The 14,118-nt window shown below is 65.4% G+C and carries 14 protein-coding genes; 6 read left to right on the top strand and 8 right to left on the bottom strand.

All coding sequences use genetic code 11. The features are described 5' to 3' along the window. Positions 1–17: 17 nt before the first annotated feature. On the bottom strand, positions 18–509 hold the full coding sequence (locus EDF56_RS18300; protein WP_132390089.1) for a methylated-DNA--[protein]-cysteine S-methyltransferase: 492 nt from the start codon (positions 507–509) through the stop codon (positions 18–20). Positions 510–656: 147 nt separating this feature from the next. Between EDF56_RS18300 and EDF56_RS18305 the strand changes: the two genes are divergently transcribed. Next, entirely contained in the window at positions 657–1,082 is a 426-nt protein-coding gene (locus EDF56_RS18305; RefSeq protein WP_243652678.1) for a GNAT family acetyltransferase, read from the top strand. A 78-nt stretch (positions 1,083–1,160) separates the two neighbouring features. Here the strand turns inward: EDF56_RS18305 and EDF56_RS18310 are convergent, their stop codons facing one another. From EDF56_RS18310 to EDF56_RS18325, 4 genes are all read right to left on the bottom strand, one after another. Continuing rightward, positions 1,161–1,568, bottom strand: coding sequence for a hypothetical protein (locus EDF56_RS18310; protein ID WP_243652679.1), 408 nt, complete (start codon positions 1,566–1,568; stop codon positions 1,161–1,163). Positions 1,569–1,694: 126 nt separating this feature from the next. Then, positions 1,695–3,113, bottom strand: a complete 1,419-nt coding sequence (tldD, locus tag EDF56_RS18315; protein ID WP_132390093.1) for a metalloprotease TldD — start codon at positions 3,111–3,113, stop codon at positions 1,695–1,697. 117 nt (positions 3,114–3,230) lie between these two features. Beyond that, entirely contained in the window at positions 3,231–3,443 is a 213-nt protein-coding gene (locus EDF56_RS18320) for a zinc-finger domain-containing protein (RefSeq protein WP_132390095.1), read from the bottom strand. Positions 3,444–3,541: 98 nt separating this feature from the next. Continuing rightward, the gene (locus EDF56_RS18325; protein ID WP_132390098.1) at positions 3,542–4,111 is read right to left on the bottom strand and encodes an NAD(P)H-dependent oxidoreductase; all 570 of its coding nucleotides are present in this window, start codon (positions 4,109–4,111) and stop codon (positions 3,542–3,544) included. Between the two features lie 104 nt (positions 4,112–4,215). Here EDF56_RS18325 and EDF56_RS18330 point away from each other — a divergent pair, with 104 nt between their 5' ends. After that, a complete protein-coding gene (locus EDF56_RS18330) occupies positions 4,216–4,629 on the top strand; it encodes a helix-turn-helix domain-containing protein (protein ID WP_243652680.1) in 414 nt (137 codons plus the stop codon). A gap of 267 nt (positions 4,630–4,896) precedes the next feature. On the opposite strand, the gene EDF56_RS18335 is transcribed toward EDF56_RS18330, so the two are convergent. Continuing rightward, positions 4,897–6,162 (bottom strand): cytochrome P450, encoded by a 1,266-nt coding sequence (locus tag EDF56_RS18335; RefSeq protein WP_132390101.1) that lies wholly within the window; start codon positions 6,160–6,162, stop codon positions 4,897–4,899. 169 nt (positions 6,163–6,331) lie between these two features. Between EDF56_RS18335 and EDF56_RS18340 the strand changes: the two genes are divergently transcribed. Then, positions 6,332–7,282: an ABC transporter ATP-binding protein gene (locus EDF56_RS18340; RefSeq protein WP_132390604.1), complete on the top strand. Its 951-nt coding sequence runs from the start codon at positions 6,332–6,334 to the stop codon at positions 7,280–7,282. Positions 7,283–7,380: 98 nt separating this feature from the next. After that, positions 7,381–8,982, top strand: coding sequence for an L-aspartate oxidase (gene nadB, locus EDF56_RS18345; RefSeq protein ID WP_132390103.1), 1,602 nt, complete (start codon positions 7,381–7,383; stop codon positions 8,980–8,982). Positions 8,983–9,142: 160 nt separating this feature from the next. On the opposite strand, the gene EDF56_RS18355 is transcribed toward nadB, so the two are convergent. Both EDF56_RS18355 and EDF56_RS26015 read right to left on the bottom strand, forming a co-directional pair. Further along, the gene (locus EDF56_RS18355; protein ID WP_132390107.1) at positions 9,143–9,388 is read right to left on the bottom strand and encodes a GlsB/YeaQ/YmgE family stress response membrane protein; all 246 of its coding nucleotides are present in this window, start codon (positions 9,386–9,388) and stop codon (positions 9,143–9,145) included. Positions 9,389–9,931: 543 nt separating this feature from the next. Continuing rightward, complete coding sequence (locus tag EDF56_RS26015; RefSeq protein WP_165912230.1) at positions 9,932–10,297, bottom strand: hypothetical protein; 366 nt, start codon at positions 10,295–10,297, stop codon at positions 9,932–9,934. 33 nt (positions 10,298–10,330) lie between these two features. On the opposite strand from EDF56_RS26015, the gene EDF56_RS18360 reads away from it, so the two are divergent. Continuing rightward, entirely contained in the window at positions 10,331–12,241 is a 1,911-nt protein-coding gene (locus tag EDF56_RS18360) for a ribonucleoside-diphosphate reductase subunit alpha (RefSeq protein ID WP_243652706.1), read from the top strand. A gap of 356 nt (positions 12,242–12,597) precedes the next feature. Further along, positions 12,598–13,728, top strand: a complete 1,131-nt coding sequence (locus EDF56_RS18365; protein WP_132390110.1) for a glycerophosphodiester phosphodiesterase — start codon at positions 12,598–12,600, stop codon at positions 13,726–13,728. The last annotated feature ends 390 nt before the right edge of the window (positions 13,729–14,118 follow it).

Below are 14,118 nucleotides of genomic sequence, written 5' to 3' on the forward strand. Positions count from 1 at the left end.
CCCGGCTCTTCGCTTTTTCAGAGCAGGAGGGCCGGGCCCTCCAGCTCCAGCAGGAAGGCCTTGGCTTCCAGTCCGCCGGCAAAGCCGGTGAGCTTGCCGCTGCTGCCGATGACGCGGTGGCAGGGGGCGATGATCGATACCGGATTGCGCCCGTTCGCGGCGCCCACCGCGCGGCTGGCGGTGGGGCGGCCGATGGCCTCGGCGATTTCGCGGTAGCTGCGGGTTTCACCGAAGGGGATCGTCAGCAGCGCGTGCCACACGCTTTTCTGGAAATCGGTGCCGCGAAAGTCCAGCGGCAGGTCGAACACCGTGCGGCGCCCCGCGAAATAGTCGCCGAGCTGGGCTTCGGTCTGCGTCAGGACGGGGTGTCCGGCGCCGTCGACGAGGCCATCCAGCGGGACGCGGCGGGGATCGTCGTTTTCCCAGAGTACCGCCACGAGTCCCCCATCGCTGGCAACCAGCGTGAGTTCGCCGACCGGCGAGGGCATCGGTGTACGGTACAGCGGCATTGCGGGGTCTCCATCGGGTATGGCGAAGATAGGCAGGCATCGGCGAAGGGGAAGGGCTTCTTCGCGGGCGGCGCGGGATTTCCTTGCTTTCCGGGATTTTGGCGGCACGCTTGGGGTCATGACTATCGAACAATGGGGAGTGCGGGGGTGAGCGGACGCATCGTCGAGGCCGGTGCCGCCGATCGCGAGGCCGTCGTGGCGCTCTGGCACGCCGTCGGGCTGACCCGGCCGTGGAACGATCCGGATGCGGACTTCAATCTGGCCTGCCGGGGGGAAACGAGCGCGATCCTGCTGGCGCGCGACGGCGAGGGCGAACTGGCGGGCACCGTCATGGTCGGTTTCGACGGGCATCGCGGCTGGGTCTACTATCTCGGCGTGCGCGAGGAATGGCGCGGGCAGGGCGTGGCGCGGGCGCTGATGGCGGCTTGCGAGGCCTGGCTCATCGCGCGGGGATGCCCGAAGGTTCAACTCATGGTCAGGGGTGACAACCGGGCAGCGCTCGGTTTCTACGACGCTATCGGCTATGCCGCGCAGGACGTGGTCACGCTGGGGCGCCGACTGGACGGCGCGTGAAGCCAACCGGCCCGCAACGCAGAAGGCGACCGAAGATCGAAGTCCCGGCCGCCTTCCTCAGGGGACGCTGGTAATCGCTCAGTTGGTCGCCGGGGCGGGGGCGGGGGCCGGCGCCGGCTGCTTGACGCGGGTATAGGGTACGAAGTCCTGCAGCCCCACGAAACCGTTCCACATGCCGCTCGTGCGGTCGCGAAGCTGGATCGTGTCGAGCCGGCAGAGCTGGCTGGAAGACAGCCGGGTGACGAGGATATTGTCCGAATCGAGCTTGTCGGCGTTGGTCGGCCGATTGACATAGAGCGTGCCGCCGATGCGGTAGACGATCGCGGTCTTGTCGATCACCTGAGTGTCGTTCGACTGGTTCAGCGGAATGCAGGTCACCGGCTTGCCCGCCTCGCGCCCGGTGAGGGCCTTGGCGAGCTGTTCCTCGCCGGTCAGCTTCGGCCGGGCGGAAACGGCGGCAGGTGCGCCAACGAGGGTGGCCGTCATCAACGCGGCTGCAACGACATGTTTCAATGTCATGGTCTTACCTTCCACATAGCCCGCCCTTGTGAAAACAATGCCACGGACAGGCTTAACCCTCAATGACCGTCGTACGTAGGGGGCGGTTCGCCGTCAGGCCGTGCCGCCCACGGTGATGCCTTCGACCAGCAGTGTCGGCTGGCCCACGCCCGCCGGAACGCTCTGACCGCCCTTGCCGCAGATGCCCACGCCGCGATCGAGTTCAAGGTCGTTGCCGATGCCGGTGACGCGGGTGAGCACGGTGGGGCCGTCTCCGATCAGCGTGGCGCCCTTGATCGCGGCGCCCAGCTTGCCGTTCTCCACCTTGTAGGCCTCGTTGCACGAGAACACGAACTTGCCCGAGACGATATCGACCTGGCCGCCGCCCATCGACTTCACGAAGATGCCGTTCTTCATTCGCGCCAGCAGTTCGGCGGGATCGTCGTTGCCGGATTTCATGAAGGTGTTGGTCATGCGGACTTGCGGGGCATAGGCATAGTTCTCGCGCCGGCCGTTGCCGGTGGAGGTGGTGCCCATGAGCCGCGCGTTCATGCGGTCCTGCATGTAGCCCTTGAGGATGCCGTCCTCGATCAGCACGGTTTCCTGCGTGGGCGTGCCCTCGTCGTCGATCGAGAGCGAGCCGCGCCGGTCGGCGATGGAACCATCGTCGATTACCGTTACGCCCGGCGCCGCCACGCGCTCACCGATGCGGCCGGAGAAGGCGGAGGTGCCCTTGCGGTTGAAATCGCCCTCAAGGCCGTGGCCGACGGCTTCGTGCAGGATCACGCCGGGCCAGCCGGGCGCGAGCAGAACGGTCATCTCGCCCGCCGGGGCATCGATGCTTTCCAGGTTCACCAGCGCCTGCCCCAGCGCGATGTCGATGGCGCGGTTCCAGTTCGCGGGATCGAACAGCGTGTCGTAAAGGTGGCGGCCGCCCATGCCGAATGAGCCGGTCTCGCGCCGACCGTTGCTTTCCGCGACGATCGAGACCGAGAGGCGGACCAGCGGGCGTACATCGGTGGCGATGAAGCCGTCGGGCCGCACGATCTCGATCACCGACCACTGGCCGGTCAGGCTGGCGCTGACTTGCGAGACGCGCGGATCGCGCGCGCGGGCGGCGGCGTCGATCTGTTCCAGCAGGCGCACTTTGTCCTCGAACGGCACGAGGTCGAGCGGCGAGGCATCGGTATAGAGGTGGCGGTTGCTGCGCGGCGGCGGGCCGGGGCGCTGGCCGGTGGCGGGATCGAGCAATTGCAGCGTCTCGCCGGCGCGGCGGATGGCGGCGGCGGAAATCTCGTTGGCATGGGCGAAGCCGGTCATCTCGCCCGTCACCCCGCGCAGGCCGAAGCCGGCATCGCGCGAATAGTCGGCGGTCTTGAGGCGTCCGTCATCGAAGCCGAAGGCCTCGGTCGCCATGAACTGCATGTAGAGTTCGCCGTCCTCGCAGCGTTGCAGGGTCTCGCGGGCGAGTGCCTGGGCCTCTTCGGGCGAAAGCTGGCGGTAGAGGAGCGAACGTGGGTCGAGGCCGGTCATGCACCGGGATATAGGGTGCGCCCGGCAGGAGGCAATGAAAGAGACGAAAGAGGCGGGGTCAGGAAACGGGGAAAGGTACCGGGCGGACCCATTGTCCGACCCGGTAAAACGAAACGGTCAGGCGGCCTGCTGGTCGGCCGGGCCGTCCTTCAGGACGAAGCGGCGATCGCAATAGCCGCATTCGACATAGCCCTTCTCGTCGATCTCCAGCCAGACGCGCGGATGGCCCAGCGCGGAGGCCTTGTAGGTCCCGTTCGAGCGGATGTCGGTGGCCCCGTCGCAGGAAACGCGGTGGGAATCGGTGATGACGGTTTCGGGCTGCGTGCTCATGGACCGGCCGATTACCAAGCCTCTGGAAGAATTTCCAGCGGTCAAATGCGCACCGGGCATGCGGGAAACCGCGCGCCCGGTGGCATGAAGTTCAGCTATCAGGCCGGAACGGCCAGCGCACCGGCTTCGGCGAGGGCGCCCGCAACCGCCTTTTCGCGGGTTTCGGCGTCAACGGCGATGCCTTCGGCCAGCACGAACACGGGGTTGGTGATGCCCACGAAACCGAGCACGGCGCGCAGGTAGCTTTCGGCATGCTCGACAGCGGCGCCGGGCTGGCCTTCACCGTAGAAACCGCCGCGCGACAGGGCCACGTAGACCTTCTTGTCGCCGGCCAGACCCTGCGGACCCTCGGCGGTGTACTGGAAGGTCTTGCCGGCCACGAGCACGCGGTCGAACCAGGCCTTGAGCTGGCTGGGGATGGTGAAGTTGTACATGCCGGCGCCGATCACGATCACGTCGGCGGCCAGGAACTCGGCCAGTTCGGGCGTGCCGTCGGGATTGCCGAGCACGTCGAGCGTCAGGTGCGGCAGCGCCTCTGCGGCGAGGTCGTGATAGCTGACCTCCAGCGAGGAATCGGCCTGCGTGAGCGTGGCGACGATGGCGGCGGAGACGGCGCGGCTGACCGAATTTTCGCCAAGGATGCTGGAATCGAGATGGAGAAGCTTCATGGGGGAGTACCTCAGTTGGGATAGGCGGTCTGGAAAAATGACTGGGTATAGCTATGTTGCACTGCGACGCCCGCCAAGAGCGCATTTTTTCAGGACCAGGTAACGTGAAGCTGACTACCCTTGAGCCCGCCGAGGCAATCGAGCCTGTCGTCGAAGCCGTCCATTCGGCCCGCAGTTGCCGCATGGTCGGCGACATTCTCGCGCGTGTCGGCGACAAGTGGTCGATGCTCGTGGTGATGACGCTGCTGGAGGGCAATCGCCATTTCAACGAGCTGAAGCGCGGGATCGAGGGCATTTCGCAGCAGATGCTCTCTCGCACCCTGCGGGCGCTGGAGCGTGACGGGCTGGTGGTGCGGACCGTCCACGCCAGCGTTCCGGTGCGCGTCGAATATGCGCTGAGCGATCTCGGCCGCTCGCTGGCGGATCCGGTCAAGGCGCTGGGGGCCTGGGCGGTTTCCAATCGCCCGTCGATCGAGGCGAGTCGCGCGTTCTACGATAGCCGCACCGACGGGGTTTGAAGGGGCGCCTCTTCATCTTCGTCATTGCTTCGCTACGCTCGCAATGACGAAAGGGCAGGCTTCCGAAGCTGCGACAGCCCTTCCTTCACATCCTCCACGTTCGCATCACCAACCCTCGTCGTCCCCGCGAAGGCGGGGACCCCGCTTATCTTCGGGCTGGACGCAAGGCAGCGGGGCCCCCGCCTTCGCGGGGGCGACGAAGCTTTATGGGGCGACGTCGTCTGGCCGGGATGAGGCCGGATGAAACGACACCCGGCCCCATCCCCCTTACGCCAATTTCAGATGTAGATCGGCCAGCCCGCGAATGATGTAGCTCGGCTCGTATTCCACCCGGCGTGCGTCGGCGGGGCCGTGGTGGGCCTCATCCAGCGTGATCGCCTGCGTCGCGGCGAGCAGGCATTCGAGCAGGACCGCCACTTCCGCGCGGGCAAGCTGCGCCCCGGCGCAAGTATGCGCGCCGCGTCCGAAGGCGAGGTGTTCCTTGATGCGCGGGCGGCCGATCACGAAAGCGGTGGGATCTTCCCAGCGGCGCGGATCGCGGTTGGCGGCCGATAGCGACACGACGATGCGCTGGCCGGGCGCCACGTCCACGTCGCCGATCTTGGTGCGGCGGGCGGCGATGCGGAAGGTCGCCTTGGTCGAACCTTCGAGGCGCAGCACTTCTTCCAGAAACGGCCCGATCTCCGCGGGATCCTCGCGCAGGAGCTGCTGGAGCGGCTGGTCCTCGGCAAGCCGCCGCAGTGCATTGCCGATCAGTTTCGCGCTCGTATCCTGCCCGGCCGCGAACAGGAACATCGCGGACTTGACCACTTCCATGGCTTCCGGCGTCGAGCCGTCGGGGTAAGTGGCCAGCGCCATCTCGGTCATCACGTCGTCGCGCGGCTGGGCGCGGCGTTCGGCCACGTAGCGGGCGAAATAGCCCGCCATCGCCAGCAGGGGATGGATCGACTGGCCGTCATTGCCGGCATCCATGTTGCCCGGCGGCGGTGCGGCGTCGATCAGGGCGCGGAACGCCTCGCGATCTTCGGCGGGCACGCCCAGCAGGTCGGCAATGACCATGGTGACGAAGGGCGTGGCCACTTCGCCCACCAGTTCGCAGCTTCCGCGAGCCAGGATCTCCTGCACCATGTCCTGCGCATAGCTGCGCATGAAGGCGGCGTTCGCCTTGAGGCGCGACGGCACGAACAGCGGATTGAGCAGGGCCCGCGCGGCGGCATGGCGGTCACCGTCGTAGGACACCAGCAATTCCATCTCGGTGCTGGGATGGCTGGCCAGCTGGGCCGCGATATCTTCGCTCTCGACCGGGAAGGGCAGCGGCGTCAGCGGATCGGGATTGAGCCAGGAGGAGAAATCGCGTGCGTCCAGCAGCACTTCGAGCGCCTCGGCAAAACCGGTGACAAGCAGGATATCACGGCCCGGCATGCGGCAGACCGGGCCGTGGGCGCGCAGGCGTTCGAAATAGTCGTAAGGGTCCAGCAGCACCGCGTGGTCGGTGAAATAGTCGGGTTCGGTGTCCAGAGTTGCCGTGGCCATGGCTTCGCTCTCCTGTCGCGGTGCAGATCGGAGTCGTCTGCATTTGTGATATACATTGGATCGTATTTGTCCGGAGCGTGCAGGTCAATCGGGCAATTGTCGCGCAATTGGATCGGAGAGGCGTCTGCGCGCCCTTTACTGGCAGGCGATCCTGTCCCACATGCTGCGCATGACCAGCAGCAGCAGCGCCGCCATCTCCATCCGCGATCTCAAGAAGCGTTACGCCCCCGCCGGCAGCGGAGAGGGCAAGCTGGCGCTGAAAGGCGTGTCGTTCGATGTGCCTGAGGGCGGCATCTTCGGCCTGCTGGGCCCCAATGGCGCGGGCAAGTCCACGCTGATCAACATCATGGCCGGGCTGGTCCGCAAGACTTCGGGCACCATCGATATCTGGGGCTTCGACATCGACAAGCACCAGCGCAATGCCAAGCGCTCGATCGGCATCGTGCCGCAGGAGATCGTCTTCGATCCCTTCTTCACGCCGTTCGAAGTGCTGGAGAATCAGGCCGGGCTCTACGGCGTCGCCAAGGCCCTGCGCCGCAGCGAGGACCTGCTGCGCGCCGTCCACCTGATGGACAAGCGCGATGCCTATGCCCGCACCCTGTCTGGCGGCATGAAGCGCCGCCTGCTGATCGCCAAGGCATTGGTCCATCAGCCGCCGGTGCTGGTGCTGGACGAGCCGACCGCGGGCGTGGACGTGGAGCTTCGTCGCCAGCTCTGGGAACTCGTCACCGAGCTCAACCACGAAGGTGCGACCATTGTGCTGACCACGCACTACCTCGAAGAGGCCGAGGAACTGTGCGACCGCATCGCCATCATCAACCACGGCGAACTGATCGCCAACAAGCCGACGCGCGAACTGGTCGGCATGGCGCGCGAGAAGATCATCGTGCTCACGCTCGACCGCGACATGACCGAACTGCCCAGCCACCCCGGCTTCGTGAAGTGCGAGAAGGCGGGCGAGCGCGTGCTCCAGATCACCTACGACAAGGACCGCGCCAATGCCGGTGAGATACTCTCGGCCGTGCAGGCGCAGGGCTTCACCATCGTCGACGTGACCACGCGCGAGGCGGACCTTGAGGACGTCTTCGTCAGCCTGACGAGTTCCACGCAGGCGGCCTGATCGCGCCGTTTCGTGCTGCACTGCAACATGATTGCCGGGCAAGCACGAATGCAAAGCTAATTATTGCGCATACTGCATAGTCTCGGCATGGAGCCGGCATGACCACGGATTCTGTCGCCGCTCCTGCTTATGACGTCATCGTCGTCGGATCCGGCGCCGCCGGCCTGACCGCCGCGCTGGCGCTGGCCGAAAAGCTGAAGGTTCTCGTCCTTGCCAAGGGCAGCCTTACCGGCGGGTCGACCGCGTGGGCGCAAGGCGGCATTGCCGCCGTTCTCGACGCCGGCGACACGTTCGAGGAGCATGTGCGCGACACCATGATCGCGGGCGCCGGTTTGAACCGGGGCGAGACCGTGGAATTCGTGATCGAGCGCGCACCCCACGCGATCGAGCGGCTGATCGAACTGGGCGTGCCGTTCAACATGGAGGGCAACGCGCTTCATCTGACGCGCGAGGGTGGTCACTCGCACCGCCGTATCGTCCATGTCGCCGATGCCACCGGCTGGGCGGTGCAGAGCGCGCTGCTGAAGGCGGCGGAGGACAATCCCAACATCACCCTGCTGCCCGGCCAGTCGTGCATCGACCTCATCACCGGGCGGCACGAGCTGCGCTATTCGGGATCGGGCCGGGTCTGGGGCGTCTACGCGCTCGATGAGAAGACCGGCCGGGTGGAGGCGCATACCGCGCGTGCCACGATCCTCGCCACCGGCGGCGCGGGCCGCGTCTACCAGTTCTCGACCGCGCCCAGCGGCGCCACGGGGGACGGCATCGCGATGGCCTGGCGGGCGGGCGCGCGCGTCTCCAACATGGAGATGATGCAGTTCCACCCGACCTGCCTCTACAACCTCGACGTCAAGAACTTCCTCATCACTGAGGCCGTGCGCGGTGAGGGCGGGCGGCTGATCAACCCGCGCACCGGCAAGCGCTTCATGGAATACTACGATCCGGAGCGGCTCGAACTGGCCCCGCGCGACATCGTTGCCCGCGCCATCGACTCGGAGATCAAGCGCTTCGGCCTCGATTACGTCCATCTCGATATCAGCCACCAGCCCGAGGCGTTCGTGAAGGAGCACTTCCCGAACATCTACGAGAAGCTGCTGGGCCTTGGCATCGACATGACGCGCGAGCCGATCCCGGTGGTGCCCGCGCAGCACTATACCTGCGGCGGCATTCTCATCGATCTGGACGGCAAGACCGATCTGCCCGGCCTCTATGCGGCGGGCGAATGCACCGAGAGCGGGCTGCATGGGGCCAATCGGCTTGCCTCGAACTCGCTGCTCGAATGCTTCGTTTTCGGCGAATCCTGCGCGGCGCATATCCTTGACCACTGGGACGCGTTCGACGCGCCGCCGCCGGTTCGGCCATGGGACGAAAGCCGCGTGACCGACTCGGACGAGGAAGTCGTCATCAAGCAGAACTGGACCGAGATCCGCCGCTTCATGTGGAACTACGTGGGCATCGTGCGCACCACCAAGCGGCTGGAACGCGCCATGCACCGCATCCAGATGCTCAATGGCGAGGTGGAGGAATACTACCGCCACTTCCGCGTCGCGACCGACCTGATCGAGCTGCGCAACCTGCTTCAGACGGCGGAACTGATCGTGCGTTCGGCGCTGCACCGGCACGAGAGCCGGGGGCTGCACTTCACGCTGGATTATCCGGTGACGAAAGAGGCGCCGCATGACACCGTGCTGGTGCCGTGAGGCCGTGCGCCTGAAAGCAAACCTTCCATACTGACCCGTCATCCCCGCGAAGGCGGGGATCCCGCTTGTTCTGGCGGCGTGGCGAAAAGGAAGCGGGGCCCCCGCCTTCGCGGGGGCGACGGATTTCCATTTGGACAGGTCGGGGCTAGGGGCGCCCTCCTCACATCCCGATATGCAGCGCGCGGCCGATGTAGATCAGCGCCATCGCGCCCAGTACCGAGGCCAGGCAGCCGGCGCGCTGGAAGCCGGGTTCGCCGCGCGTGGTGATGAGCCCGGCGGCGAAAGAACCCCCGATACCGAGCAGAATCGTCGCGACCCAGCTCATGTCCACAAAGCCGGGGTAGAGCCAGCGCGCCAGCACGCCGATGATAAAGCCGCTGAAGATGGCGCCGATCAGGTTGATCATGAAATTGAATGTCCTCGAAGAATCGCGATTTCCAAAGCGTAGGAATGTCCGATGGCAGAGCGGTTGCAAGCCGTCATTCGGCAAAGTGCGATCCGGCACCGTCGAAGCGCAGCGAGAGGGGCGGCGGGAAGCCCGCGAGTCAGAGCGGACCGAGTAGACGGGGAAAACCCGCGCCAAGTCCCTAGACAGTCTGGAAAAGCCGTTTTGCGGGCCTTCATTTCGTCGCAAATGCGATTCGCTTCGTCGCCGTTTTATGTGGAAAAATTTTTGTGTCCACGGGCCCGATTGACCCTTGCGGGAATGGCCGATGAAGGAGTTCCCACGCGTCGCGATGGCTAGCGCGATGTAAACCCCCGCTCCGCAATTGACCTTGGGCACCGAACCCCCCACTTGCGTTGGAAACCAGAAAGGGCACTATGGGTTGTGGCGCGTCGGTCGCGGGGCATCTAGACCTAGGTATATCGTTCCTGGACCGGCGGGGGGTCGGTTGGAATGATTCCAGGCCCGGTGCAACGTTTTCAGGACTATTCGCGCCGGGGTCGGTCAGGGAATTTTGTTCTCTTTTTGTGCTGCCCGTGCTAGCCGGTTCGATCCCTCGTCCCGGCGACTCGCACGGATGATGCGGTCGGCTCCGATGTGAATTTGTGAACGCGCCATATGGCGCTTCGATGACGCCGATTTTGAAGCAACCGGGGGGCAAACGTGGATTTCAGGAACGGAAGCGACGCTGAAGTGAACAGCTCCGATGTGATGCAAGACGGCCAGGTGGAAATGCCCGGCTTTGAATTGACCAGTTTCGATATGACGGGCGGCAGTGCCGGAAAGGCACCCGCCCAGACTGCCGCCAACAAGGCTGCTGCCAATAAGACTGCCCCGAAGACGCCAAAAGCGAACAGGGTCACGAAACACGAAAAGGAGGCGGGCGTGAGCCCGGCAATCGCCATGGATAAGACCGATACCGCTTCGGCAGCACTGGTGGCCGACGCTCTCCTCGCAGCGGCCACCACGGCCGTCGCCGCGCCGCGCGTCAGCGATTCGAAGACGATCAACGCGCGCCGCTTCACCATCGTCACCGACGATGCGCGCGATGCGCTGCTGACCGATTTCGGCAAGGAAACGCTGGACGATCGCTACCTGCTGCCGGGTGAGAAGTATCAGGACCTGTTCGCCCGCGTGGCCGATGCCTATTCGGACGATCAGGATCACGCCCAGCGCATCTACGACTACATCTCGAAGCTGTGGTTCATGCCCGCCACCCCCGTTCTCTCGAACGGCGGCACCGGCCGCGGCCTGCCCATCTCGTGCTACCTGAACTCGGTGGACGATAGCCTCGAAGGCATTCTGGCCACCTGGACCGAGAACGTCTGGCTCGCCTCGCGCGGCGGCGGCATCGGCACTTACTGGGGCAACGTGCGCGGCATCGGTGAGCCGGTCGGCCTCAACGGCAAGACCAGCGGCATCATTCCCTTCGTGCGCGTGATGGACTCGCTGACCCTCGCGATCTCGCAGGGTTCGCTGCGCCGAGGTTCGGCCGCCTGCTATCTCGACGTTTCGCACCCGGAGATCGAGGAGTTCCTCGAAATCCGCAAGACTTCGGGCGACTTCAACCGCAAGGCGCTGAACCTGCACCACGGCGTGCTGCTGACCGACGAGTTCATGGAAGCCGTCCGCGACGGCACGGACTTCGATCTGCGCAGCCCCAAGGACGGTTCGGTGCGCGGCACTGTCCACGCCCGCTCGCTGTTCCAGAAGCTGGTGGAGGTCCGCCTCGCCACCGGTGAGCCCTATCTGGTGTTCTCCGACACCGTGAACCGCACGATGCCCAAGCATCACCGCGATCTCGGCCTCAAGGTTTCGACCTCGAACCTCTGCTCGGAAATCACGCTGCCCACCGGCCGCGACCACCTCGGCAACGACCGTACGGCCGTGTGCTGCCTCTCCTCGCTCAACCTCGAAACCTGGGAAGAGTGGAAGGGCGAGAAGCGCTTCGTCGAAGACGTGCTGCGCTTCCTCGACAACGTGCTGCAGGACTACATCGACCGCGCGCCGGACGAGATGGCCCGTGCCCGCTACTCCGCCGCGCGTGAGCGTTCGGTCGGCATGGGCGTGATGGGCTTCCACTCGTACCTCCAGAAGCGCGGCATCGCCTTCGAAAGCGCGATGGCCAAGGCGCTGAACATGCAGATGTTCCAGCACATCGCCGCCAAGGCGGACGAAGCCTCGCTGCTGCTGGCCCAAGAACGCGGCGCCTGCCCGGATGCTGCCGACATGGGCGTGATGCAGCGCTTCAGCTGCAAGATGGCGATCGCGCCCACCGCGTCGATCTCGATCATCTGCGGCGGCACTTCGGCCTGCATCGAGCCGATCCCGGCGAACATCTACACCCACAAGACGCTCTCGGGCAGCTTCGTGGTGAAGAACCCTTACCTGCAGAAGCTGCTGGCCTCGAAGTCGAAGGACTCCACCAATGTGTGGAACTCGATTCTCGAACACGGCGGCTCGGTCCAGCAGCTCGACTTCCTCAGCCCCGAGGAAAAGGCGATCTACAAGACCAGCTTCGAAATCGACCAGCGCTGGCTGCTCGAATTCGCGGCCGACCGTACGCCCTATATCGATCAGGCACAGTCGCTGAACCTGTTCATCCCGGCGGACGTGGACAAGTGGGACCTGATGATGCTGCACTTCCAGGCGTGGGAGAAGGGCATCAAGTCGCTCTACTACCTGCGCTCGAAGTCGGTGCAGCGCGCGGGCTTCGCAGGCTCGGGCGGCGTCGAGGCGGACAATACGCCCGAAGCACCCAAGTTCGAGATCGGCGAGACGACGGACTACGACGAGTGCCTTGCCTGCCAGTAAGGTAGGCTGACAGGATCACCGAGAGACGGCTCTCCGGCTTTGTGCTGGAGGGCCGTTTTCCTTTTGGAAGAACAAGAAGAAAAGCAGGGGAGCATGGCCCCCCTGCACCCCCATTACCGTCTAGGTCACGCGGACCGACAGCGTTGCGCGCCCATGGCGGCGTCGGGAGACATGTATGGCCTTCGGCAGCAGGGGGCGGACGACAGTTCTGCGCGCGCGACGTGGACACGATGCGGGTCTGGGGGATCATCCCCCAGGACTTCCTTTTTCTTCTTCTTCCAACCCCTTCTGACCTAAATTTGTCATTCCCAAGGCCTAGCCCGGCCTCGGGAAACGCTAGCCAAGGACACTCGCCGATGATCGACAGCCGCATGTCTCGCCGTTCGCTGGTCGGTACCGGATTGGGCGTCGGGCTGGCCGCGGGCTTCGCGCCGGACGTTCTGGCGGCGCCCGTGAAAGGGCGTCCGGCCAAGGCGTTGGTGATCGGGCACCGCGGCGCTTCGGCATGGCGGCCCGAGCATACGCTGGGTTCTTATGCCAAGGCGATTGCCGACGGGGCGGACTTCATCGAGCCCGATCTGGTCAGCACCAGGGACGGTGTGCTGATCGCCCGGCATGAGAACAACATAGCCGAGACCACCGACGTATCCGCGCGGCCCGAGTTCGCCGCGCGCAAGGCGACCAAGACTGTCGATGGCGAGCAGGTGACCGGCTGGTTCACCGAGGATTTCACGCTGGCGGAGATCAAGACCCTGCGCGCGAAGGAGCGGCTGGGCCCGCTGCGGCCGGAAAGCCGGTCCTTCGACGGCAAGTTTCAGGTCGTGACGTTCGAGGAGATCGCCGATTTCGTCGCCGCCGAGTCCGCCGCGCGCGGGCGGGTGATCGGGGTGATTCCCGAACTCAAGCACTCGACCTATTTTGCCGGGATCGGGCTGCCGCTGGAGCAGCGCTTTCTCGACCGGATTCATGCCAGCGCCTATCTCCAGTCCGCGCCGGTGATCGTGCAGAGCTTCGAGATCGCCAATCTCAAGTGGCTGCGGCCGCGTCTGGACGGGCTGGGCAATGTCCAGCTTCTGCAATTGACGATGCCGGGCACGATGCGTCCAGCCGATGGCGTGGCCAAGGGTTCGGGCCCCACGTTCGACGAGATGCACAGCGATGCCGGTCTGGCCGAGATGGCGACGTATGCGGACTGGGTTTCGCCCTACAACATCGCGCTGCTGGGGCGGGACAAGGACGGGAAGCTGCTGCCGCAGGGGACCGGGCTTGTCGAGCGCGCTCATGCCGCCGGGCTGCTGGTTTCGACCTGGACGTTCCGTCCGGAGAATTATTTCCTGCCCACCGACCTGCGGAATGCGGCCGGGCCGACCGCGCGCAATCCGGCGGGCTCCATTGCGGAAATCCGTCGCTATCTGGCGCTGGGGATCGACTCGTTCTTCACCGACGATCCGGCGATCGGCCGTCAGGCGGTGGACGGGCGGGGCTGATACGAAGGCGGTGCCATCCCGAATGGCTTTCCGGTTCCGGCACGCGCCTCAGGACGCCGGGGTGGCTGCGAAGCCGGGTTGTCTGCATCATCCCCTCCCACTCCGCTCATCCTGAGCCTGTCGAAGGATGTGGGGCCAGCGCCACGCCCGCCGGGGGCTTCGACAAGCTCAGCCTGAGCGGGATCGAACCGACGGTTGAAACGGGCGGAAGGAGACGGCGCCTGCTTTTGCGGCATGGGGGGCGCCGAATGGCTGATGTTGCGGGTTAGCCGTCCCAAGCCCTCCCACTCCGCTCATCCTGAGCCTGTCGAAGGATGTGGGGCCAGCGCCACGCCCGCCGGGGGCTTCGACAAGCTCAGCCTGAGCGGGATCGAACCGACGGTTGAAACG

Origin of the sequence: Novosphingobium sp. PhB165, assembly GCF_004341845.1 — a bacterium.
GTDB lineage: Bacteria > Pseudomonadota > Alphaproteobacteria > Sphingomonadales > Sphingomonadaceae > Novosphingobium.

Coding starts and splice junctions, on each gene's coding strand:
- EDF56_RS18355 (WP_132390107.1), bottom strand. CDS start 9,388: ATGATCAACCTGATCGGCGCCATCTTCAGCGGCTTTATCATCGGCGTG.
- EDF56_RS18360 (WP_243652706.1), top strand. CDS start 10,331: ATGGATAAGACCGATACCGCTTCGGCAGCACTGGTGGCCGACGCTCTC.
- EDF56_RS18300 (WP_132390089.1), bottom strand. CDS start 509: ATGCCGCTGTACCGTACACCGATGCCCTCGCCGGTCGGCGAACTCACG.
- EDF56_RS18335 (WP_132390101.1), bottom strand. CDS start 6,162: ATGGCCACGGCAACTCTGGACACCGAACCCGACTATTTCACCGACCAC.
- tldD (WP_132390093.1), bottom strand. CDS start 3,113: ATGACCGGCCTCGACCCACGTTCGCTCCTCTACCGCCAGCTTTCGCCC.
- EDF56_RS18365 (WP_132390110.1), top strand. CDS start 12,598: ATGATCGACAGCCGCATGTCTCGCCGTTCGCTGGTCGGTACCGGATTG.
- EDF56_RS18310 (WP_243652679.1), bottom strand. CDS start 1,568: ATGACGGCCACCCTCGTTGGCGCACCTGCCGCCGTTTCCGCCCGGCCG.
- EDF56_RS18325 (WP_132390098.1), bottom strand. CDS start 4,111: ATGAAGCTTCTCCATCTCGATTCCAGCATCCTTGGCGAAAATTCGGTC.
- EDF56_RS18340 (WP_132390604.1), top strand. CDS start 6,332: ATGACCAGCAGCAGCAGCGCCGCCATCTCCATCCGCGATCTCAAGAAG.
- nadB (WP_132390103.1), top strand. CDS start 7,381: ATGACCACGGATTCTGTCGCCGCTCCTGCTTATGACGTCATCGTCGTC.
- EDF56_RS18320 (WP_132390095.1), bottom strand. CDS start 3,443: ATGAGCACGCAGCCCGAAACCGTCATCACCGATTCCCACCGCGTTTCC.